The organism is Novosphingobium rhizovicinum (genome assembly GCF_040813635.1).
GTDB classification, from domain to species: Bacteria; Pseudomonadota; Alphaproteobacteria; order Sphingomonadales; family Sphingomonadaceae; genus Novosphingobium; species Novosphingobium rhizovicinum.
Window position 1 is genome coordinate 98,385 of the sequence record NZ_JBFNXR010000048.1, and the last position, 21,928, is coordinate 120,312.

Genomic DNA, 21,928 nt, shown 5'->3' on the forward strand with positions numbered 1-21,928 from the left:
TGCATGATCGGTTGTGCGTGAATAGGTAGGCGGGCGCGGGCGGACTTGCACCACCATGCTAAAAGGATAGCCCAGGCAACTTGCCCTAACGCGCTCACACTTGGCAAAGGTGGCTGGAGTCGAACCAGCAGACGTAGGATTTGGAGTCCCGGCCAGCGCCACCGCCTCACCCTCGCAGTGCCGGTCTTTCCCGGCTGTCAGCCCGGCTTTCGGTTGCTTAGGCCCGCAAGGTCCGTCAGCAACCAAGTCCCGGTAACGTCTGCATCCCACCGTCACCTTGCGCGCGTGCAGTAGGCTCCGATCAGGTTGAATCTAAGACGGGTGCCGCCACCTGATAGGTACATCCCGAATTTAGCTGCGGGTTATCCGGCCGCCGCAGCCCCAAGAGTCTACTCCCCCGCGACTCCCTCTGCAAGGGCCTCCTTGCTCGGCGCGCTCACTTGGGGGACTCGCGGAGGGCGATGACGCGACCGCCGATTTCCTCTGCTATGCGCTCTGCTGATAACTTAGCGAACATCAGATGATGTTCCCGACCGGGGCCTTCAACCATCCACGCAACCGGCTCCCCTTGCTGCATCGCTGCGATGGCGGCGCGGGCTCGCTCGATCACTCTCAGGATCGCCCGCACCTCACGCATATCAATGCGCAGAGAACCCACTGGCTTATGTGCGTATGGGCGAAGGTCGCGCTCCACCATGTCGAGTAGTTTGCCGTCCTCCACCATCTCACTGTCCATTACTGTTCTCCATGCGGGGCTTCCCGGCTGCTTTCCATGAGGCAACCGCTTCAAGCCAGTCCTCGGCTTCCTCAACCTGGCGGCGACACTCTTCTGTTACCTCGTCGACCTCTCCGTCCGTCATGGCGTTGAAGTCACCCTGATAACGCTTCCATGCGTCGATCATTTACTGTTCTCCTGGGATGCTATGGCGCGGAGGGCGGCAGCACAGAGGGCGAGCGCGGGGGTGGCTGCGGTTGCAGCCGGTCCTCCCAGCTTTGCATTCGCACGACCCGTTGGATCAATGGTCAAGCGGACCCAAACCCCATCAGGCACCAGCAACATCGCTGCGCTCTCGTAGACGTGAAGATTGAGCATCGCGTTGAAGCGATTCCGCCTTACTTCCCAAGCCTTCCAACGCTGATTGTAACCGCTACACGGTCCCTGTGGCTCCGGGTTCAGCAATAACCAAGCCTCCCGCAGGATAGCTGCCTGCTCCCCCTCTCCCGCTCCCTCCGCACGATCTGCAAGAGACTGTAGTGTTGTGGGATCGGTCATGGGTGTTCCTCCAACTCGCTGAGCGACACCATCTTCACACCCGGCAGGCGGACAACCCGGATCGGCCCTTCGGATAGATCCTCAATGAAGCCGACAAGCATATTCATGCGGTCCTGTGAGAGGCTTACGGCGCACAGATCGCCGTCACCTACATCGACCACGATCTGAACGATCTTGATTGCAGCGCGCATCGACATCACCTTTTTCCCCCGGTGCGCCAAGTCACGCGCCAACCGCCAATAAGCGGCAGGACGCGAACGCCGCGCAGATTGCGCTCACTCCACAAAGGTCTGAGCTTGGGGCTTTTGAGCGCGAACACGGTGCCGCCAATGCGGATGAAGAAACTAAGGGCGCGCCAGTTGGCATAGAAGCGGCGGGGCTCCATCACGCGGTCCTTTCGGTGGTGGTGGAGAGGCGGTCGATCACCCGCAGAACCTCGGCGTGAGGCGAGAACCACTCTCCATGCAGGCGATGAGCGATCAGCCGCTGGTGAATCTGCTCTTCAGTGAACCGCCCGCCAGGAACAGTCGCCAGAAGGGTCAACTTCTCAGCGCTGCCGACCTGAAGGTTCTTGAGACGGGATTGCGGATTTCCCGAAACGCCAATCTTGATCGGCCCCGATGCAGCCTGAATGAAGTAGACGCGGCTTTTCGAGAGCTTCTCTTGCAGGACCACATAGCCCTCCAAGACCAGCGCCGTTTCTTCCGCCTCGATCTCCTCTTGCGAAGGCGGCGATCCCCATTCCGGTCGATTGGCCCATCGGCGCAGTTCGAAGGCCCGTAGGTAGTCCGGCATCGCAGCCAGTTCGCGCGCAGTAGGAGCGGCCTTTTTAAGTGAGACACTTGCCTCGGGACTCAGCGGCGGCTCGTTGGTCAATGCCGATGGTGAGCCATTCACAAACCGGCCTAGGTCCGTGCTTCTTTCAATCCTACTCGGGGAGCCAGTTACCTTTCTCACATAGTCGGACTCGACCGCAGAAGTCCTCGCTTTGCTGCGGTTTTCGCGCTTTTGGATCTCTTATGCAGTCGTATAGGATCTCATCCAAACGCCGGGGTATCGGGGGCATCTTTCGGGGCTATGCTGACGGACGCTGCCGGCAGAAATGCGGAGCTGGGAGAGCGACATCGCACGCTCTTCGACGAGATCGGTCCTTTTTCTTCTCAACCGATAGAATGGCTCCAAACTTGAGCGCTTCACATGCGAAGTAGGGAAACGAGAAACCCTCTCGATCCTCACGTTACGTCGCTGTAGAACACGCCCAGCGCTACGAATGCGTGCCGCTGCCGCGGGCAGCTCACCCCGTCGTCAGCAACCGCTCCACGGCCGCGCGCTGCAGTTGCCCCGTCGACTGGCAGCAGGGACAATCTTCTGAAAGCTTGAGCCGTTGCTCATCCCTCTGCTGAGGGCGATCAGCAACCGCTCCCGTGCAGATGCTGACATCATCCACGTCGATCAACGCTGTTGATCGGCTCGGCATAATGCATTATCGGCGAAATAACGGTACGAGTCAGTTTCACTTATGCGATCTGATGCCAGGCTCCACGTGTGAGCAGCCGTTCAGAAAAACGAACCGCAGAATTGCGGCATATCGGAGAGGAAGGGCGCCATGCGCAAAGCGAAGTCTATCGCTCGGTTTCTATGTGGTTCTGCAGTGCTCAGCGTGTTTTACACATCGGCCGCAGCTTCGGCGCAGGTCGAAAGCGCTGCAAATGATGCACAAGTCGCTGATGTCAGCACGCAGCAATCCTCGAGAACATCAGCGGCCTCGAACGACATCATCGTCACCGCACGGCGCGTTGAAGAGCGGCTTCAGGATGTGCCGATCTCGATTACGGCCTTCACTCAAGAACAGCTCAACAACCGCAACGTCGTCAGCGCGCGCGATCTTGCACAGTACACACCGTCGCTGACTGCAAACACGCGCTACGGTGCGGACAACACCACTTTCACGATCCGTGGCTTCAGCCAGGAACAGCGCACCACTGCCTCGGTAGGCGTGTACTTCGCCGATGTCGTGACACCTCGCGGCAGCGGGACAAATCCGGGAGGCGACGGAGCCGGTCCGGGCTATTTCTTCGACCTCCAGAACGTTCAGGTCCTCAAAGGCCCGCAAGGCACGCTCTTCGGCCGCAACACAACGGGCGGCGCGGTGCTTCTGGTCCCGCAGCGCCCGACGGACTCCCTGGAAGGTTACGTCGAGGGTAGCTACGGCAACTATGACATGCGGCGACTGCAGGGTGTAGTGAACGTCCCGGTTGGCGACACTTTCCGCGTCCGCGCGGGCGTCGACTGGCAGAAGCGCGACGGATACCTGCGCAACACCTCGGGCATCGGTCCCGACCGGTTTGGCGACGTCGATTATGTTGCAGGGCGCGTTAGCGCCGTTGCCGATCTCTCGCCCGACTTGGAAAACTACACAGTCGTTTCATTCAGCCGGTCATCCAACAACGGCATCATCGCCAGTGTCGATCAGTGCTTTCCCTTTCTCCCCAACGTGAATGGCGCGCTGGCACCGACTGCCTTTGGCAATGCGGCATGCGCGCAGATCGCCAGGGAGGAACCCGCCGGCTTCTACGCGGTGTCGAACTCGCTTCCGGATGCGCAGGTCACCAACCGTCAGTGGCAGATCGTCAACCGCACGAGTTGGCAGGTGAGCGACCGCGTGACGATCCGGAACATCGCCAGCTATGCCGAATTCAAGGGGAAGCAGCGTTCCGACCTGTTCGGTCTCCTCGCCTCACCACCGGGTGTTTTCCCGAGCCTTCCCTTTGTGACAATCCGCAACCTCCCCGGATTTTCGACCAACGATCAGGCGACGATCACCGAAGAGCTTCAGGTCCAGGGCACCAGCAATGACGACCGGTTGAGCTATCAGTTCGGCGGCTACCTGGAACTCGCTGAACCAGGTGGCTTTTCAGGCGTGCAGAACCCGACGGCAATGGCCTGCGTGGATTCCGACAACTTCCAGTGCCCAGCCGCGCGCAGCACGATGTCACGTGCAGCGCTGAAGACATCCTACCGCACTATGGCCGCTTACGGCCAAGCGTCCTACAAGCTTAGCGACACGCTGAAGGTGACCGGCGGCCTGCGCTATACTTGGGACAAGGTTCGCAGCGAGGCGATCAAGCACTCGATTGCCTTTCCCGCAGCGAACACGCCGGTGCTTTACTGCACCGACGCCTCGACAGGTCCGGTTGCGGGCGGCACCCAGCCAGGATACGGCCTCGACCGCCTGTTCAATTCCTGCACCCGCTATGACGAGCAGAGCACCGACGCGCCGACCTGGCTCCTGGGACTGGATTACACGCCGGTCCGTGACGTACTGGTCTATGCCAAGTGGGCCCGTGGCTATCGCCAGGGCGGCACCGCCTCGCTTTCGGCTGATGGCTACAACACCTATGACGCCGAGAAGGTGGACAGCTACGAGATTGGCGCGAAGACTAGCTGGCGCGGTGCGGTGCCCGGTACCTTCAACATCGCTGCATTCTATAACGACTTCTCCAACCAGCAGATCCAGGTCGGTTTCCAGCGGTCGGCCGGATCACCCCCTCCTACCATTCCACCAACGATCGGCATCATCAACGTAGGGCAGTCTCGTATCTACGGCGCGGAAGTGGAAGCTGGACTGGAGCCGTTCGAGGGGCTGCGCATCGATGGCGCCTATGCGTACATCAACACCAAGCTGCAGGAGGTCACCCCGATCAGCCTGAACCCGGACAGCCTCTACAACCGCGTCAACTTGCCCACGCCGGGCAATCCGCTTCCGTTCACGCCGAAGCACAAGGCCTCGGTGACTGCGTCCTACACGCTTCCTCTTGCGCAGGACGTGGGTGCTGTGACGATCGGGGGCACTGTGACTACCCAGAGCCGCACGACCATCATTTACACGCCAAATGGCGTCCTCCCTGGCTACACGCTGGTCAACCTGAACCTGAACTGGAACGAGATCTTCGGATCGCGCGTCGATGGCTCCTTGTTCGTGACGAACCTGACGAAGAAGAAGTACTACACCCACGTGAACGACCAGGGCGGCATCGGTCAGGTCGGCTTTGCCTCGTACTACCTGGGTGAGCCGCGGATGTTTGGCGCCCGCCTGAAGGTGCGGTTCGGCGACTAATGGCCTGGGGGCGCCATGCCCCCCCTTCGGCAAGGAGACTCGCCGCATGTATCTGAGCGAACTGCGCATCAACTGGCAGGCTTTATTAAGCGCCAGTGTCGGCATCGGCCTCGGCTCGGCACTGAGCCATTATACGATGAGCCTCTTTGGACCGCCCCTACTTGCCGAGTTCGGGTGGACCAAGGCGCAGTTCGCCCTGATCGGGGCGTTGCCGGTGGTGACTTTGCTGCTCGCACCGTTTGCCGGCCGCTTTACCGACCGCTTTGGAGCACGTCGGGCGGCAAGCCTGGGGTTTGTCGCCCTCTCGCTCGGCTTCCTCGGCTTCACTCAGATCGACGGCTCACTGCCGGCCTTCTTTGCGATATATGCCCTGCAGCATGTCTTCGGCATTCTGACGACCTCGCTCGTGTTCTGCCGGGTCATTGTCGAGCGCTTTGACAGGGCGCGTGGACTGGCGCTTTCTCTACTAATGACGATGCCGCCTCTGGCGGGCGCCATCGCTGCCCCTCTGCTAGGCAGCCTGATTGCAGCCGAAGGATGGCGAGCCGGCTATGCGGCCCTTGCTGCCGTCACTGCATTCGGCGGACTCATTGCCGTGGGAGCGATGCGCGCGCAAAGTAACGAAGCGGCCAAGGCGTGGGCCGCCAAGACACCGCCCTTCACCGCCGGTTCGCTGCGCAAGCTGCTGAGCCATCGCGGGCTGCTGATGCTGCTTGCAGGCATGTTCCTGGTCAACTTGCCTCAGGCAATCGCATCCTCGCAGTTGAAGCTCGTACTCGAAGACGCGGGAGTGGCTGCGAGCACAGCGACGTGGATGCTATCGGTCTATGCCGTTGGCGTGATCGTCGGACGTTTTCTCAGCGGTCTGGCACTGGACCGGATTCCCGCTCACCTGGTGGCGCTTGCGGCCCTTGGCCTTCCTGCGGCAGGCTATGCGATGCTCGGCAGCGGAGCCGTTCAGGTTGGGCCGGTTTTTCTGGCCATTCTACTGATCGGGCTGGCCCAAGGCGCGGAAGGCGATCTGGGCGCCTACTTCGTTTCACGCAACTTCGACATGGCCAACTTCAGCCTGCTGCTCAGCTTTGTCACGGCTGTGATCGGAGGCGGCTCGGCTGTAGGCTCGGGCATACTCAGCCTGATGCTCCACCAAGGCTTCGGCTACTCCGCGTTCCTTCTCTTCGCTGCAGTGACGACCGCTGTAGGTGCTGCATTGTTCGCCCTGACAGCAAAAAGCGGTGATAAAGCCGACCCTGTTCTATCGACCGGACAGGAGATGGCGCTGGAGCAGGTTGCCAAAGGTGAGGTGCATTGATCGGCCAGGCGTCCGCCCCAGCGTGTCGCTAGGCTGAAATGGCACAAGGGAGTGATGACACAAAGGCCGCGTCGCCCTTTTCGCGGCAGCGATCATGCGGTTACTCTGGTGCCGGGCAGTCAGTTTGCTAACGAGTTCGGCATGGAAATGGACATTTCGACGAGAGGCGAGACGAGAACCGTTCGTCCACGCGGCGGGCGCCCGACGCGCGAGCAGCAGCGGAAGCGCCACGACCTGCTCCTGAGCGTTGCTCTCGACGCGATTTTGGAAAAGGGTTTCGAACAGACGACGATCGACGAAATCGTCAGCGTGATCGGAATGTCAAAGCGCACTGTGTATGCGCTCTACAAGGACAAGTCTGCCTTGCTGGAGGCAGCCCTGCAGCGCGCTGTCGAGGATTACACCGTTCCCTATTCCGAAGTAGCCGCTCTCGTTGAGGACGATCTGCGCGGCACGCTGACCGCCATTGCCCTGATGCGGATCCGCAACGCCACCACACCATCCGCGCTCCGCCTGCAGAGGATCCTCACCGCGCAGGCTCATCGTTTTCCGGATCTTGCCTACGCCGCGATGATGCAGGGTATCCAGCCCGCAGTCACATTGCTGGCCGACCTGATCCGGGCGCACGCCGCGCCGGGAAGCGCAGGCGCCGCAGATCCCCACCGCGCCGCGACCTCCTTCATGAGCCTCGCTGCGGGCGGCCCGGTACGCCTGAGCCTCCTGGGACACGTCCTCAAAGAGGAAGAGATCAAGGCCAGCGTCGATTATAGCGTCACCCTCTTTCTAAGAGGATCAGGCCTCGAGAGTGCCGAATAGCCGCTCGATCGCTCGTCTGAAGCATACCCGAGAGGGGTCGTTCGCTGTTCGTGCAGCTGGCGCGCCGAACCCCTCTGCTACCGCTAAACGTCGGGTAGATGGGCCATTATCTTGTCGGGCGTAATCGGATAGCTTCGTACGCGCACGCCGCACGCGTGGTAGATCGCGTTACCGATTGCGCCGCCCGCGCCGCAGATCCCCAGCTCCCCCACCCCTTTTGCCTGAAGCGGGCTTGCGGCCGGATCCCTATCCTCGAGAAGCACGACGTCCATTTCGGGCACGTCCAGGTTCACGGGCACGTGGTACTCAGCCAAGTCCGGGTTTACGACATGCCCGTCACGCCGGTCGAACATAAGGTCTTCGGTAAGCGCGCTGCCGATGCCCCAGACCATCCCGCCAAGGCATTGTGAACGGGCGGTCTTGTGGTTGAGTACGCGGCCTAGCCCGAATGTCCCATGGAAGCGCCGTACACGCGTCTCGCCGGTGTAAGCGTTGACCCCGATCTCTGCGAAAAAGGCGCCGTACATTGCGGAGTGATACTGCTCCTTGACGGCACCAGGCTTGAAGTGTCCGATCGCCTCGATGCCCTCGCCTTGCAGAAGATCGGACACCCGGATCTGAAGATTTCCGGCGGTCGCAAGCCCCCCTTTCAGAGTCAGGTCATCGTCGCTGCAGCCCAACATGGGCGCGACCTTTTCCCGTATCGCCTCACAGGCCTCGAACACAGCGGATCCGGTGGATGCCGCACCCCAGCTACCACCAGAGCCTGCGCCCGGTGGGAAGTCTGTGTCGCCGAGGCGAACGAGTACGTTCTCGGGGTCGACCCCAAGCATCTCTGCCGCGATCTGGCCGAGCACTGTGTAGGTGCCGGTGCCGATGTCGGTCATGTCACTTTCGACGATCGCAGTACCGTCGGAGCACAGCCGCACGCGAGCTTTCGCCTCGTTGACGTTGTGCACGCGCGCAGCGGTCGCCATGCCGGTGCCAATCCACCATTCGCCCTCGCGCCGCAGACATGGCGCCCGCTTCTTGCCGTCCCATCCGAAACGCTCTGCCCCACTCGTCAGGCACTCTGCGAGCTTTCGAGAGCTGTATGGGACGTCGAGGCTCGGATGCCGCTCTGGAATGTTGCGCAGGCGTAACTCGACAGGGTCGATGCCGATTTCATTCGCGAGTTCGTCCATTGCGGACTCGAGAGCCACCATTCCAACGGCCTCCCCGGGCGCCCGGACAGAACCAGCCGTCATTCTGTGCACGCGCGCGACCTCGACGCGCAGCACACGGTTTTCGCCGCGGTAGAGAAACTTGCTTGCCTGCGTGACAGGCTCAGCAAAAACTTCTCCGGGCAGATTGGACACCAGTGCTTCGTGACCGAAGCCGCCAAGACGGGCGGCGGCATCAACAGCAAGCCGGAAGTGCTGCGTGGTTTCCGAACGCCGCATGACGCACTGAAAAACCTGCTGGCGCAGCATCACGACGCGAACCGGGCGGTTGAGCTTCATCGCAGCGAGCGAGGCTGCCACCGCCTCCGGGCTAATGCCCAACTTCGAACCGAAACCGCCGCCGACATACCGCGAAACCAGCCTGATCCGCTCTGGCGAGAGATCGAGGGCGTCGGCAAGTTCCTTCACGTTGTATTTCAGCATCTGCATGCTGAGATGCACTGTGAGTGAGTGACCATCCCACTCGGCGACGCTGGCATGGGGCTCCATGGGTGCACTGTTGTGGCATTCGGTCGTGTAGGTAACATCGACGGCATGGGCTGCATCGATCATGGCACCAGCCAGGTTTCCCTGAACAACCGATTTGCTTGTCTGTTCCTCCACTTGCGCATCGGCTGAGTGCGGGTCGAGCACAGTTCCCTTCTGTTCTCTGTATGTAACCTTCAAGTGCTTGGATGCGTCCCGCGCCTGTTCGAAGGTCTCGGCGACGACGAGGGCGATCGGCTGACCGTAGTAGTCCACCTTGCCCGGACCCTGAACGGGCGCCTTCCCCGCTCCGCCCTGAGCCGGACGGGTGGTCATGCGCGGGTCGGTTATGACAGCCACCACTCCCGGCATCGAGAGAACAGAATCCTGGTCGATTGATTCCACTGAACCTTTCGCGACCGTAGCGGTGACCAGCACGCCTTCCAGACACCCCTCGACGCTGTATTCAGCGGCATAGGGCGCGGTTCCGGTGACTTTAGCCGGTCCGTCCAGCCTGTTTAAGGGGCTACCGATGACTCCCTGCGCCATCCGATCCAGACGGTCGCGCTCATCCGGCTCATTCATGATCAAGGTGCGGATCATGCTGCAACTCCCGTGGCTTCCCTTAGCACCGCTTTGAGCGTTCTTCGGGTCAGCGGGACCTTGAAGTCGTTGAAGCCCCACACTCTCGCGCTGTCGAGCAGGAGGTCCGCGGCCTGATCGAACAAAGCATCGGTCGGCAGTTCACCAGTCAGCAGGCGGTCGACCCGCGAGTCGTGCCATGGCTTATGAGCGATGCCACCGAACGCGAGCGAAGCGGAGGCGATGCGCCCCTCTTCCATGCTTAGGACTGCTGCGATCGAAACCAAGGCGAAGGCGTAGGAGGAACGGTCACGCACCTTTCGGTAGATCTGCGTGCCGCCCGCGGGCGGGGGAAGCAGGACGCCCGTGATCACCTCACCGGGTTCGAGCACATTGTCCTTCTCGGGCTTGTCGCCAGGCAACCGGTGAAACTCACGGACAGGTACACGCCGCGTGTTCCCCTCCGCATTCATAATCTCGACCTCGGCTCCGAGGGCGCAAAGGGCAACGGCCATGTCGCCGGGGTATGTTGCGATACAGAGTTCATTGGAGCCTAGAATGGCGTGGATCCGGTTCATCCCCCCGATCGCGCCGCAACCGCTCCCAGGCTCGCGCTTGTTGCACGGCTGATCGACGTTGTAGAAATAATAGCAGCGCGTTCTCTGACACAGGTTGCCGCCGGTTGTGGCCTTGTTGCGCAACTGAAACGTCGCGCCGCCGAGAATGGCGCGGGCGAGGACCGGGTAGTCACGTCGGATGCGCATGTCGGCAGCGCAGTCACTATTCGTGACCAAAGCGCCGATCCGCAGTCCCCCTTCGGCTTCTTCGATCCGGCCCAGTGGAAGCTGATTGATGTCCACCAAAGCGCTGGGAGTCTCGATCTCCAGCTTCATCAAGTCGAGCAGGTTCGTGCCTCCTGCTATCGGGCGGGCGCCGCTGCGGATCATCTGAGCGGCCGAATCGACCTGATCCGCGCGCGTGTATTCGAACGGCCTCACTTGCTGCTCTCCGCAACTTCAAGGATGGCATCGACGATGTTCGGATAAGCACCGCAGCGGCAAATGTTGCCGCTCATACGCTCCGCAACCTCCTCGCGGGTGAGCCTCACTTCGCCTTCCAGGTCGCTGCTGACGAAGCTCGCCCAACCGCCGGCAAGCTCATCCAGCATGGCTTTAGCGGAGCATATCTGCCCGGGCGTGCAATATCCGCACTGGTAGCCGTCATGAGACACGAAGGCGGCCTGGAGAGGATGCATCTGATCCATCGTTCCCAAGCCTTCGATGGTGGTGATCTCGTCTCCGTCATGCATCACAGCAAGAGTGAGGCACGAGTTGATCCGGACTCCGTTGATCAACACCGTACAGGCGCCGCACTGTCCATGATCGCACCCCTTCTTGGTTCCGGTAAGACCGCAATCCCGGCGCAGGAAATCGAGGAGACTTGTGCGGGTATCTCCTTCGAATGCGCGTTGCTCACCGTTGATGGACAGTTTCATGCAAACTCCTCTGACCGTTCGCAACGCGCGGCGTTGCGGATCGATCCGGAGTTTCTGCACAGCGCTACGCCGGTGGGCACAGCCGTTCAGGACCTTTAGTTCGGTGACGCGGTTGCCGCGCCGGTCTCCTGCGAGGTGTCTCCGGTGGGTGCGAGGGCCATGTGGAAACTGAGCGACTGCCAGCCGCTTTCCTACACAAACCATACGGGTTATAACCTCTCTCTAGCTATCCGGGAGAGCCGCATGCTTCGCCGCACGATCGCCGAGATCCTCATCATCTTCCTGACGCGGCTCGTCGGCCGCTCCCGTCCAGAGCCTCAGGCTTCCAGTTTCGCCGGTGCCGGACTCTATCCTCCGGCGCGAGCAAAGGAGTTCGAACAGCTGAGCGCGGGTCTCGAGGAAAGGCCCGGCTTGGGCGCGCCGGACGATCCCTGGACTCGTCGCGCGCGGCCGACGTTCCTCTACGTCATGTATGCCATGATACTCGGCGCATTGCCCGTCGGCCTGATCGCCGCATTCCATGCCGAGATAGCCGCTGCCATCGCTGCAGGTGTGGCGGCTTACCTGAGAGCCCTTCCTGAGCCGCTCTACGCGCTCTTCGGAACCGGGTACCTCGGCTACGCAACTTTACGCCAGTGGGGCAAAGCGAAGGCTCAGGAGCGTTGAGCGCCCTGCCCCCTTCTTGCTTCGGCAGGTCCGTCGTTTATGCAGACGCTGATTCTAGCAGGGGAGTAAGAGCGTGCCGGAGAAGCTGATCCTTGTGCTGAACGGCCCTAATCTCAACCTGCTCGGAAAGCGGGAGCCGGGAATTTACGGCTCCGCCACTCTCGACGATATCGGCGCCGCGTTGACGGAGCGCGGGACAGCGCTGGGCTTCGCGGTAGAGGTTCGTCAATCCAATCACGAAGGCGATCTCGTGGATGGTCTTCACGATGCACAGGCTCGCGGTGCACACGCCGTGCTGCTCAACGCAGGCGCTTACACCCACACGTCCGTGGCACTGCTCGATGCCATCCGGGCTATCGAAGTGCCCGTAATCGAGGTCCACCTATCGAACCCCCATGCGCGCGAAGCATTCCGCCACACATCATGGGTTGCCCCCGCCGCGAAGGGGACGATCGCCGGCTTCGGTGCGGACAGTTACCTGCTGGCGCTTGAGGCAGCTGCACGGTTGTAAATTGCCGGTGCCTTATACGAAAACGCCCACCGCTCCGTTTGCCCAAAGGAGCAGCGAGCCCGCGAGCAGGCATAGCGTGCAGGTGCGTCTCAGTCTCCTTTTTGCTATACGCCTAACCAACAGTTCATAAGTGAGCGTACATAGAAGCAGGAGAACAGCCGCCGCCCCGAAATCGGATGCAGTCCAGTTAACCTCTCGCGTGAACTGCATTGCAACAAGAGGCATGATCAGAAGGACACAAATGGCCGACGCAGTGATCCACCGCCTCCTGGCATCCCGGACCGGGCTCCGTATGCCCGCGGTGGTCTGCGGCCATCCGCGCGGCATCGTCATTCCAGCGGCACCCCGGGCACGCTTTTCGCGGTGCGTATCGTGAGCGAGGTCTTCACACTGTCGACATTGGGCGCGGGCGTGAGTTTCGACGTAAGAAACTCCTGGAAGCTTTGCAGGTCGCGGCTGACGATCTTCAGAATGAAGTCGATCTCACCGTTCAGCATATGGCACTCCCGCACCTCGGGCAGTCCCCGCATGTGGTCCTCGAATGCGCGCAGGGCCTCTTCCGCCTGGCTCTTCAGGCTGACCAGCGCGAAGACAGTGATGGTGAACCCCAGCTTCGAGGCGTCGAGGTCCGCATGGTAGCCTTGAATCACACCAGCCTCTTCAAGGCTGCGGACCCGGCGCAAACAAGGCGGAGCGGTGAGTCCGACCCGGTGCGCAAGCTCAACGTTGGTAATCCGCCCCTCGCGCTGCAGCTCGGCGAGGAGCCTGCGGTCGATTTCGTCAAGATTGATCATGGGCATGATTGCCGCGCCTCACTTTGTTCCGATTCAACGGCCGAGAAATATCCAGAAGCCCTTCTTCGTGGCGAAGAAATATTATTGTTCCCTAACGTAATTGTCCCGCTTTGCAACGCCGCTCCCGATCCGCTTTCCAGCGGCGGGTGGTTTGCTACGGGTGGCGACCATCCGGACCAGTCTGGTCGGGATTGGAGCAGTCGCGGCAATCCCGCTCGCGCGCCTGGCGGAACATTGATGCACTTCGACGATCGCCTTGCCACCGTGCTGCGGCAACCGGTTTCCGGTCCGGCGATGGCACGGATCCAATTCCGGCAGCTGATCGACCTGCTCGCACAGCCCGTTCAAGATGGACCCCAAGGACCTGTCTACGCGCAGGCCTACGCTCGGCTTGACGCACTTGCGAACGAGATCCCCGCAGCCGAGCGTGCCACCATCCTGCGCGAACCTTCGACTCGCCTCGCGGCGCCGGGGCTGGTGGCACACTTAGCGGATGCGGAGCCGGAAGTCGCAAGCGCAGCCATGGCAGCGGCAGATCTGCGCGAGGAGGAGTGGCTTGCACTCGTCCCGACCCTTCCTGTGCGCGCACGCGGCATTCTACGCCACCGTCGGGAGTCCACTCCGAGAGTCGAGGCACTGCTCGAACGCCTGGGAATTGCCGATCGCGCCTTGCCGCCAGCCGCTGCCGCCGTTCCCCCGGAACGGCAGGGACGCCCCGAGTTAGTCGTGGTCGAAGGCGGTGCATCTGGTCGCCGCTCCAAAGAAGACAAAGAGGACAGTGGAGACGGGATCGGTGCGATCGTGCAGCGCATCGAGGCCTTCCGAAAGGCACGCGCCACACATGCGGAGGGCCGCTCAGCAGAAGCGGTAAGCCCGTCGGAGCCGGTAAGCGCAGCCAGCCGGGCCAAGGTTCTCGCGCTCGACTTCACAACGGACGCGCAAGGCCGGATCAACTGGGCGGATGGTCCACTCGCTCCCGGGCTGATCGGGTACAATCTCGCTGTCGCTCCCGATGAGAGCGCGGCGGCACGCATCCAAAGTGCGATGCGTGAACGCCAGCCGCTGACGCGAGTCGAGGTAACACTCGCCAGCGCTCCTGCCCTCGCTGGCGCTTGGCGCCTCGACGCCCTGCCGCGCTTCAGCAAACCGGATGGTCGCTTCGTTGGCTACGCCGGCCGCCTGCGCCGTATGGTAGCGCCTTCGGATCAACGTGATCTGAGCAACACGCAGGCTGACACCATGCGGCAGGTGCTGCATGAGCTTCGCACGCCCGCCAACGCCATCCAGGTCGCCGCCGAGATCATCCAGCAACAACTCTACGGGGCGGCGCCTCATGAGTATCGCGCGCTCGCCGCGGCCATCGCGGGTGACACAGCGCAGATCCTGGCCGGTTTCGATGAACTTGACCGTTTGGTGAAGCTGGAAGCCGGTGCACTGACGCTTACCGAAGGCGAGGCCGATCTGGCTCGGATCGTCACGGAGACAGTCGCACGGCTGCGCGCCTGGACATCTCCACGGCGTAGCGGCTTTGCGCTTGCCACCGACTTTGCCGACCAGAACGCAACGCTCATTCCGCTCACCATTGATCATGAGGAAGCGGCCCGGCTTGTCTGGCGCCTTCTTGCGACGCTCGCCGGGTCCACCGCTCCGGGCGAGATGCTCATGCTCGACCTCCAGACTACAGCTGTGAATGCTGTCCTTACTGTCGACGTGCCCCGTTCGTTGATGGAGCGAATGGAAGGCGAGCCTGGCGCCCCGCAGCCTTTCGAACCGACGCGGTCACTCTCGGCGGGAATGTTCGGGCCCAGCTTCACCTTGCGATTGGCCGTTGCCGAGGCCGCCGGCGCAGGAGGACGGCTCACTCGCCTCGATTCGCGGCTCCAGCTGGTCCTTCCATGCTTGACGGCGCAAGTGGCGGGACATACCCACGCCTGACTAAGCCGCTGCTCAGCGAGCGGCGGCAGCGATCGAAACGGGGGGATATACGTTGCCGGGTCCAAACCTCCTGGAGCGCCCCACTTCTCCTGACTACGTCACGTTTCGGAACGATTTCGGACAGCGCTTCCTTGTAACTGTCGACACCGAAGAAGAGTTCGACTGGAACGCCTCCCTCGATCGAGAGAAGCATACTCTGGACACCGTTCCAGCGCTGCGTACCTTCCAGGAATTCTGCGAAAGCCACGGCGTGGTTCCGGTTTACTTGATCGATTATCCTGTCGCCCAGGCGCCAGAAGCCGTCGAAGCGATCGGCGCCGCTGTTGCGGCCGGCCGCGCCGAAGTCGGCGTTCAGCTGCATCCCTGGGTCAGCCCTCCCCTTGCGGAAGAGGTCAACCAATACAACAGCTACGCCGGCAACTTGCCCGTGGAATTGGAGCGAGAGAAATTCCGGATCCTGCGCGACACTATTGAAGCCAAATTCGGTTCGCGGCCGCTGATTTACCGCGCGGGTCGCTACGGACTTGGGCCAGAGACCGCAGACATTCTCGCGGATCACGGGCTTACAATTGATACCTCGGTGCGGGCGATGTTCGATTACAGCGGCTCCGGCGGACCGAACTATCGCGATCATCCCCTGCGGCCTTACTGGGTTGATCGGCAGCGAAACCTGCTTGAGCTGCCTCTCACCACAATCTTCTGGGGACCACTGCGCCAGCTCGGCAACGTAATTTACCCGCACCTCTGGCGAGCGCCATCGATTCGAGGGATTCTCTCCCGCGCCGGATTACTGGAGCGCATTCCCCTGACTCCAGAAGGAGTTACTGCCGAAGAAGCAGTGCGCGCGATCGACGTGGCTCTGGACGAAGGATTGCCCGTTCTCGTACTGTCTTTCCATAGTCCGTCGCTGGCGCCCGGCTACACGCCCTACGTCCGCAACGAGGAAGACCTGGAGCGTCTTTATGCGTGGTGGCGCATCGTTTTTGCCCATCTTGCCCGCCGCGGTGTGCAGCCAACCTCGGTTACTGACATCATGGAGAGCGTTGCGCTTGCCTAGTGCGCTTGAGCAAGCTAGGGAGCCTTACCCGGCGGGGCGCAAGCATCGCCGGTGCCGGCTGGTTCGTCTCTGGACGGCCCCGGGCCTGTAGCTCAGCGGTTAGAGCTGGCCGCTCATAACGGCTAGGTCGCGGGTTCGAATCCTGCCGGGCCCACCACCGCTTTGGTGGAGAAGTATAGTCGGGGAGTGGCGCAGTCTGGTAGCGCGCCTGCTTTGGGAGCAGGATGTCGCAGGTTCGAATCCTGTCTCCCCGACCATTTCTATTTTTGCTAAGGTTTCCAATCACTTACGCGAAGAGTTTGCGGGTGAATTGACAGTGGTATTGACAGCGCAAATTGACAGTTGTCGCCTCTACATAGCCGTACTAGCCTGTGCTGGGGGAGACGGCCGGCGTGTATTGGGTGGGTACGATCGTCGGTATTCTGCTGGTGGCGGCAGCGATACTCTTCGATGAAAATGCACCACGGCCATACCGCATATTGATCGGCTTGCCGGGTACGATCCTGCTGATAGTCGGGATCTTCAACGTCTAGAACTCTGACAATCGGCGTGATCCCGGACGCGGCGGCGACCGCGGAGCCGAAGGCTGCGTGTGATTTGATCCACACACAGCCCCTGTCTTAATTGCCCCTCCGACATGATTCGCCCGCCATCGTGAGCGGTCGTCATGTCGGAGGGATCTTGATGACTACCAATCTCACGCGGGGGGACCGCGCACTACTTGATACGCTTGCCGAGCTACTGTTGCTTGCCGGCGCTGATCGTGCAGCCGATACGATATATGCAGCCATAGGCGCAGAAGCACCTGCGGATTGGGCACCCGGCAGCACAATCGACGGGCAGGTCGATTGCGAGTGGCAAGAGGCGTTCGGGAACTAGCTCAGCCTCTAATCAACGTCACACCCCAGCCCGCCATTCCTCGCGAATGGCGGGCCTTTTGCATGAGCTTGAGCTTTCCTGCGGCTCTACTAGGATCGTTCCAGGGGGATTAGATGACCAGCAATGTCGTTTCGTGCCCGGCGTGCCGCCGGCAGGTCGAATGCCGATCTTAACTTCGACACTTGTTGGAGCTGCGGACACCTCTTCCGGTGAGAGCACTGAGCGGCTGGGCCTAAAGTTAGCCGAACAATCCGCGAAGCTTCGAAAAGCGATGCTGGCTGGCGCTTTGGCACCTGAAACGATTCGCCTGCGGATTAGAGGCGCTCTCGGAGATCGGTTGCTCGTGACGAAAGCACGCGCTCGGCAGGCTAGGTGTCACAAGCGCAAAGCGCATCGAGCCATTCGTCGGCACTCACGCCTCCATCGCAGCTGCCATGGGTATGCAGGGAGTTGCTCACCTGCTGACTAACTATTGCCTATAATGCTCGCGCTTGCCACTTGCAGTCGAGCCACGCGGAAACCCGCTGATGAACGGCCTCTATGGCGGCTCGCGCTTCACCAGAGATGGAATAGAGCTTCCGACGCTTGTCCGACGGTGCATGGTTATACGTAATCAGACCTAAGCGAGACAGGTTTCCCAGCGCTAAATTGAACTTCGTGGTCGAGGATCCAACCAGCTCAGATAGGTCGCTATTCGCTAGGTGCGGCTGGAGGTAGAGGTAGAGAAGTATTTCGTACTCGCAGCTTAGGTGATCAAGGCGGTCGTCCGGCTCTCGCACACCATTGCGCCCCTCAAGCTCACCGGGGTTGATGCCTAACGTTGCGAAGCTCGCGTGCGAAACCAGGTACCTCTTGAAGTTCGTTAGAACAAGCTCTTCAAATCTCGGGCTCAGTCGATAATGCCGGCACCGCCGGTCGAACTCGCCTGGCTCTGAATTGACAACTCCCCAGTGCTTAAGGCGCTCTATGGTCTTGTAGCAACCAGCCGAGGACAGGCTAGAGTTCTTGAGCAGTTCGTCTGCCGTAGCTCCACTGCGTTCCAGAAGGAAAAGAACGATTTCGTATTCCGGGGTCAAAACCGGGATCTGCAATGATCTAGAGAGATCATTGAGAATATCTATAATCCGGTCCGTCATCGGCTCGGCACCCCCGCCGCACTACCCCGGGAGCGGCTTAGGGCGCACTACCAAAGAGCGCAAGTAGCTCCGTTTTTTGTAGCTAATCTCTGTTCTTTATTCCGACAAAGATTTCGAGGACGAGTAGTTCCGGGCAAAGATAGGGGGCAGCAAAATTCCTCAAAGCGCTTGCCTCGCTCACAACCGTTGGCGAGGCACCAGTGCCTTCAGGAACGAAGCAATCCCAGGAACTTACAGTCTAATCTGTTGAATACAGATAAGAGCGTGCAACCATGTCATGGTTAAGCGCGCCTAACCGAAGCAAGCGCGTTCTTGGTTGAGGATGCATTTCAGTGGAACGCGCTTGCTTTGAAACTCAGCACCGGGACCGTGCTTGTGCCCTAATATGGGTAGGGATCTGACGATGAACGACGATATAAAGTATTGCCTTGATCGCATCAGCGACGAAGAACGCTGCGCAGAAGAAGCCGCCTCTCTGGAGGCACAGTCAGCGCATACGATGCTTGCTATGTTGTACAGGTCAGAACTGGAAGCCCTTCAGCGCAGACAAAGCCGAGCTTCCGAGACGCCGATAACGCATCTCTCAAACGCCATTCTGAACTCCCGAGGCGACCCGAGGACTGTTTGCAACTAGCTGACGTCCTTGCAACTAGCCGTCGGAACCGCTCAGCTGTTCCGACGGCATTTTTGCAACGCTCGGTCGAGTTGGTTTGATCTTACCTCCTGAAACATCAGCTGTCTAGTTGGTCAGGAGATGCACTTTGGGGCACCTGCTAATCGGCGAGCGAACGCAAGACGCGAACTTGCAAGTTACAGCCTCGCGTTGAAGGAGCGCAATCCAATTCTGGAGCGGGTGGGGGCACAAAGTGGCCTGACCTAGAATTGAGGTCCGCCCTGTCTTCACCTAGACTACTTGGATGATTCGCGCCTTCCACATCGAGGTTATGACCAGGATGGAATAGCTCCCAACTATCACGCACGTCCGCTTTGTTACTACATGTGAATGTAGCAGCACGCCGATGCGCAAGTGCTTGCCCCACAGCTTTGCTGCGCCAGGATCCCGCCACGGTTCTGCGCTGCCATCGTCGGCGTTCGCTGATCGCGTGCTGTGAGACTGTAGAGGCTGTGCAGGGCAAGTCGGCTCGCGCTCATTCATGAGGGCAAGTGGAGCCGGGTGCTGTCATGTGATCGGGGTTGCTCTGACGCTTTCCGATGATCGCTTTTTCCGAACGATCTTCAAAGTTCTTTTGAATTGTTGGTTTTCTTACATGCCCCCTGGGGAGGGGGTGCCCCCTGCCCTACCCTGCACTGCCATGGCGCGCTTCTCTACTCGCTGAATAGCAGCACGGCTCACGCCATACTCTTTCGCTAGAGTACCAAGTGAGACCCCTTCTGCACGCCGGGTACGGATGGCGGCTTGCTGCGCCTCTGACAGCGCTGCTGGCCGTCCTAGCGCCTTGCCCTGCGCCTTGGCACGGGACAGGCCAGCTTGCGTGCGTTCAATCAGTAGATCACGCTCGAACTCTGCCATGGCGCTAATAACGCCCATCATCATCTTACCCGCCGCGCTGGTAAGATCAGTGCCGCCAAGGGCGAGGCAGTGAATGCGGATGCCCTCACCTGCCAATCGCTCGACCGTAGCACGCACGTCCATGGCATTGCGGCCAAGCCGGTCTAGCTTGGTGACGACAAGCACGTCGCCGCTCTCCATCCGATCCAGCAACCGCACAAAGCCCTTGCGCTCCATCGCCGGCACAGAGCCCGAGACAGTCTCAGCAATCGCGCGCTTAGGCTCCACGGCGAAGCCAGCGCCTTCAATCTCGCAAAGCTGGTTATCTGTAGTCTGATCAGCGGTGCTGACGCGGCAGTAAGCAAAGGTGCGGGCCATGCGGCGACTCCTGTATCGAAACCGTGCATCCTTATTGCACCCGTATCGATACTATCGTCAAGCTATTTTCCGATACATGCCACGCATCTACAACGTAAACGGACGATTCCGATACAGTGAGGTACCGGCGGCTGAAAGACGGCTCCTGCTAGCCGCTTTCCAGCAAATCGAGACTGTGCAAGGCTGTCACGACTCGCGAGAACAGCCGCTCGGAACGGTTAGGACAGGGGCGTTGAGCGTGGAGCGGCTGTTCTTGATCCAGTTGGTCGCGTTCCGCTGATCAATCCTTCTTCGACGGTTCCGGCTTTGAAACAGCACTACCGCTGGTCGGCGGTGTTCCGAGGCTTCCAGATGCCGGCCTGTAGCCGTTCTGAATGGTCCCTTTGGGCGCAACATGGCCTTTCTGAACCCAACCCTCTAGACCCATCTTATTTTCGTCGCTTATGCTGATCCTCCATTGATGAACTCAACAAGTTGGATGCTCCCGCCACATATTAGAATGCAGCGGGGCTGACCTGACCCCCAGCTTTCCTCCAGCTGGGATTAGAGCCGGGCGGTTGTTTTGCGCATGAGCGCGGTTGAAGCAATGGGCTGCGCAGCGGAGCCCGTAGGGCGTAGCGGAGCAGGCCATTGCTGTTGCAGTTCGGCGGCGAACGCCGCCGGGGTGTCGTATCCAAGGGCCGAGTGCGGCCTCTCCCGGTTGTAGTCTTCCACCCACGCGGCGATCTCGGCGCGGGCGTGATCGAGGCTGAGGAAGAGCGTCTCATTGAGCAGCTCATCGCGCATGCGGCCGTTGAAGCTCTCGACATAGCCGTTCTGCATCGGCTTGCCGGGCGCGATGTAGTGCCACTCCACGCCAATTTCCCCGCACCATGCCAGCACGGCGTTGGAGGTCAGTTCCGTGCCGTTATCGCTGACGATCATCCCCGGCTTGCCACGCTTCGCGATCAGCTCGGTCAGCTCGCGCACCACCCGGCGCCCGGAGATCGACGTGTCCGGCACCGCTGCCAGGCACTCCCTGGTCACGTCATCGACGACGTTGAGCACACGGAACCGCCGGCCCGACGCCATCTGGTCGTGCACGAAGTCCAGGCTCCAGCGTTGGTTCGGCAGGGCCAGAACCGGTGCCGGCGCCCTCGCGCCGATCGCACGTCTGCGGCTGCGCCGCCGCCTGACAGCCAGTCCTTCCTCCCGATAGATCCGCTGGGTCTTCTTCCGGTTGATCATCACGCCCTCCCGGCGCAGCAGGATATGCAGCCTGCGATAGCCGAACCGCCGGCGTTGGTTCGCCAGCTCGCGCAGCTTCTCTCTCAATTCGGCATCGTCGGCCCGCGTCGAGCGGTAGCGCACGCCCTTGCGATCGGCACCAACGACACGGCACGCCCGCCGCTCGCTCATCCCGTGGCAGGCCCGGAGATGAGCCACAGCTTCCCGCTTGGCGGCGGGCGTCACCACTTTTTTGACAGAAGATCCTTCAGCGCAGCCTGGTCCAGCATCGCATCGGCCAGCAGCCGCTTGAGCTTCGCGTTCTCGTCCTCGAGTGCCTTCAGCCGCCGAGCCTCGGATACCTCGAGCCCGCCATACTTCGACTTCCAGTTGTAGATCGTCGCTTCCGACACCCCGTGCCGGCGTGCCAGGTCTGCGGTCTTCGCCCCTGCCTCGGCTTCCTTCAGCACGCCGATGATCTGCTCTTCTGAAAACCTCTTACGCTTCATCTCGTCCGTCCTTCCATGGACCGGACTCTAATCGAGCGTGGAGGAAAATCAGGGGGTCAGGTCA

21 protein-coding genes and 3 tRNA genes are annotated in these 21,928 nt (G+C 60.9%); 11 read left to right on the forward strand and 13 right to left on the reverse strand.

Translation table 11 applies throughout. The features are described from left to right. Nucleotides 1-101 precede the first annotated feature (101 nt). The 6 genes from ABUH87_RS12420 to ABUH87_RS12445 form a co-directional block, all read right to left on the reverse strand. Nucleotides 102-174, reverse strand: a tRNA-OTHER gene (locus ABUH87_RS12420). Between the two features lie 262 nt (nt 175-436). Next, the gene (locus ABUH87_RS12425) at nt 437-736 is read right to left on the reverse strand and encodes a hypothetical protein (protein ID WP_367774152.1); all 300 of its coding nucleotides are present in this window, start codon (nt 734-736) and stop codon (nt 437-439) included. Continuing rightward, complete coding sequence (locus tag ABUH87_RS12430; protein ID WP_367774155.1) at nt 726-902, reverse strand: hypothetical protein; 177 nt, start codon at nt 900-902, stop codon at nt 726-728. Before ABUH87_RS12430 ends, ABUH87_RS12425 begins: the two co-directional genes overlap by 11 nt. A gap of 367 nt (nt 903-1,269) precedes the next feature. Beyond that, a complete protein-coding gene (locus ABUH87_RS12435; protein ID WP_367774157.1) occupies nt 1,270-1,464 on the reverse strand; it encodes a hypothetical protein in 195 nt (64 codons plus the stop codon). A 5-nt stretch (nt 1,465-1,469) separates the two neighbouring features. Next, nucleotides 1,470-1,658, reverse strand: a complete 189-nt coding sequence (locus tag ABUH87_RS12440) for a hypothetical protein (protein WP_367774159.1) — start codon at nt 1,656-1,658, stop codon at nt 1,470-1,472. Continuing rightward, nucleotides 1,658-2,149, reverse strand: coding sequence for a GIY-YIG nuclease family protein (locus ABUH87_RS12445; protein WP_367774161.1), 492 nt, complete (start codon nt 2,147-2,149; stop codon nt 1,658-1,660). The genes ABUH87_RS12440 and ABUH87_RS12445 overlap by 1 nt, the downstream gene beginning before the upstream one ends. Nucleotides 2,150-2,879: 730 nt before the next feature. Here ABUH87_RS12445 and ABUH87_RS12450 point away from each other — a divergent pair. Genes ABUH87_RS12450 through ABUH87_RS12460 form a run of 3 tightly spaced genes read left to right on the forward strand, consistent with a single transcriptional unit; the run spans nt 2,880 to nt 7,518 of the window. Then, a complete protein-coding gene (locus tag ABUH87_RS12450; RefSeq protein ID WP_367774164.1) occupies nt 2,880-5,390 on the forward strand; it encodes a TonB-dependent receptor in 2,511 nt (836 codons plus the stop codon). A gap of 46 nt (nt 5,391-5,436) precedes the next feature. Next, the gene (locus ABUH87_RS12455; protein ID WP_367774167.1) at nt 5,437-6,702 is read left to right on the forward strand and encodes an MFS transporter; all 1,266 of its coding nucleotides are present in this window, start codon (nt 5,437-5,439) and stop codon (nt 6,700-6,702) included. Nucleotides 6,703-6,756: 54 nt separating this feature from the next. Further along, nucleotides 6,757-7,518: a TetR/AcrR family transcriptional regulator gene (locus ABUH87_RS12460; protein WP_367774169.1), complete on the forward strand. Its 762-nt coding sequence runs from the start codon at nt 6,757-6,759 to the stop codon at nt 7,516-7,518. An 83-nt stretch (nt 7,519-7,601) separates the two neighbouring features. Here the strand turns inward: ABUH87_RS12460 and ABUH87_RS12465 are convergent, their stop codons facing one another. Genes ABUH87_RS12465 through ABUH87_RS12475 form a run of 3 tightly spaced genes read right to left on the reverse strand, consistent with a single transcriptional unit; the run spans nt 7,602 to nt 11,283 of the window. Beyond that, nucleotides 7,602-9,809: a xanthine dehydrogenase family protein molybdopterin-binding subunit gene (locus ABUH87_RS12465; protein WP_367774171.1), complete on the reverse strand. Its 2,208-nt coding sequence runs from the start codon at nt 9,807-9,809 to the stop codon at nt 7,602-7,604. Further along, nucleotides 9,806-10,786 (reverse strand): FAD binding domain-containing protein, encoded by a 981-nt coding sequence (locus ABUH87_RS12470; protein ID WP_367774174.1) that lies wholly within the window; start codon nt 10,784-10,786, stop codon nt 9,806-9,808. The genes ABUH87_RS12465 and ABUH87_RS12470 overlap by 4 nt, the downstream gene beginning before the upstream one ends. Next, nucleotides 10,783-11,283, reverse strand: coding sequence for a 2Fe-2S iron-sulfur cluster-binding protein (locus ABUH87_RS12475; RefSeq protein ID WP_367774177.1), 501 nt, complete (start codon nt 11,281-11,283; stop codon nt 10,783-10,785). Before ABUH87_RS12475 ends, ABUH87_RS12470 begins: the two co-directional genes overlap by 4 nt. A gap of 243 nt (nt 11,284-11,526) precedes the next feature. On the opposite strand from ABUH87_RS12475, the gene ABUH87_RS12480 reads away from it, so the two are divergent. Together ABUH87_RS12480 and aroQ are read left to right on the forward strand one after the other, a co-directional pair. Continuing rightward, nucleotides 11,527-11,949 (forward strand): 3TM-type holin, encoded by a 423-nt coding sequence (locus ABUH87_RS12480; protein WP_367774179.1) that lies wholly within the window; start codon nt 11,527-11,529, stop codon nt 11,947-11,949. Between the two features lie 73 nt (nt 11,950-12,022). Then, entirely contained in the window at nt 12,023-12,460 is a 438-nt protein-coding gene (gene aroQ, locus ABUH87_RS12485; RefSeq protein WP_367774181.1) for a type II 3-dehydroquinate dehydratase, read from the forward strand. 329 nt (nt 12,461-12,789) lie between these two features. On the opposite strand, the gene ABUH87_RS12490 is transcribed toward aroQ, so the two are convergent. Continuing rightward, nucleotides 12,790-13,254 (reverse strand): Lrp/AsnC family transcriptional regulator, encoded by a 465-nt coding sequence (locus tag ABUH87_RS12490; RefSeq protein ID WP_367774196.1) that lies wholly within the window; start codon nt 13,252-13,254, stop codon nt 12,790-12,792. Between the two features lie 237 nt (nt 13,255-13,491). Between ABUH87_RS12490 and ABUH87_RS12495 the strand changes: the two genes are divergently transcribed. The 6 genes from ABUH87_RS12495 (at nt 13,492) to ABUH87_RS12520 (ending at nt 17,125) form a co-directional block, all read left to right on the forward strand. After that, the gene (locus ABUH87_RS12495; RefSeq protein WP_367774183.1) at nt 13,492-15,189 is read left to right on the forward strand and encodes a sensor histidine kinase; all 1,698 of its coding nucleotides are present in this window, start codon (nt 13,492-13,494) and stop codon (nt 15,187-15,189) included. Between the two features lie 52 nt (nt 15,190-15,241). Beyond that, nucleotides 15,242-16,246, forward strand: a complete 1,005-nt coding sequence (locus tag ABUH87_RS12500) for a polysaccharide deacetylase family protein (RefSeq protein ID WP_367774185.1) — start codon at nt 15,242-15,244, stop codon at nt 16,244-16,246. An 81-nt stretch (nt 16,247-16,327) separates the two neighbouring features. Further along, a tRNA-Ile gene (locus ABUH87_RS12505) sits at nt 16,328-16,403 on the forward strand. Between the two features lie 23 nt (nt 16,404-16,426). Next, nucleotides 16,427-16,503: transfer RNA gene (locus ABUH87_RS12510), tRNA-Pro, on the forward strand. A 144-nt stretch (nt 16,504-16,647) separates the two neighbouring features. Continuing rightward, on the forward strand, nt 16,648-16,779 hold the full coding sequence (locus ABUH87_RS12515; RefSeq protein ID WP_367774188.1) for a hypothetical protein: 132 nt from the start codon (nt 16,648-16,650) through the stop codon (nt 16,777-16,779). 151 nt (nt 16,780-16,930) lie between these two features. Then, nucleotides 16,931-17,125 carry a hypothetical protein gene (locus ABUH87_RS12520; protein ID WP_367774189.1) on the forward strand — a complete coding sequence of 65 codons (195 nt, stop codon included), beginning with the start codon at nt 16,931-16,933 and terminating at the stop codon, nt 17,123-17,125. Between the two features lie 476 nt (nt 17,126-17,601). Here ABUH87_RS12520 and ABUH87_RS12525 read toward each other — a convergent pair whose 3' ends face one another. The 3 genes from ABUH87_RS12525 to ABUH87_RS12535 form a co-directional block, all read right to left on the reverse strand. Beyond that, on the reverse strand, nt 17,602-18,261 hold the full coding sequence (locus ABUH87_RS12525; protein WP_367774190.1) for a hypothetical protein: 660 nt from the start codon (nt 18,259-18,261) through the stop codon (nt 17,602-17,604). 1,264 nt (nt 18,262-19,525) lie between these two features. Then, nucleotides 19,526-20,149 carry a recombinase family protein gene (locus tag ABUH87_RS12530; RefSeq protein ID WP_367774192.1) on the reverse strand — a complete coding sequence of 208 codons (624 nt, stop codon included), beginning with the start codon at nt 20,147-20,149 and terminating at the stop codon, nt 19,526-19,528. A gap of 543 nt (nt 20,150-20,692) precedes the next feature. Continuing rightward, nucleotides 20,693-21,864, reverse strand: a protein-coding gene (locus tag ABUH87_RS12535) for an IS3 family transposase (RefSeq protein WP_367769135.1) whose coding sequence is annotated in 2 segments (ribosomal slippage) — nt 20,693-21,612 and nt 21,612-21,864 — 1,173 coding nt in all. Because the reading frame shifts where the segments join, the coding sequence is not laid out codon by codon here. Nucleotides 21,865-21,928: the final 64 nt, after the last annotated feature.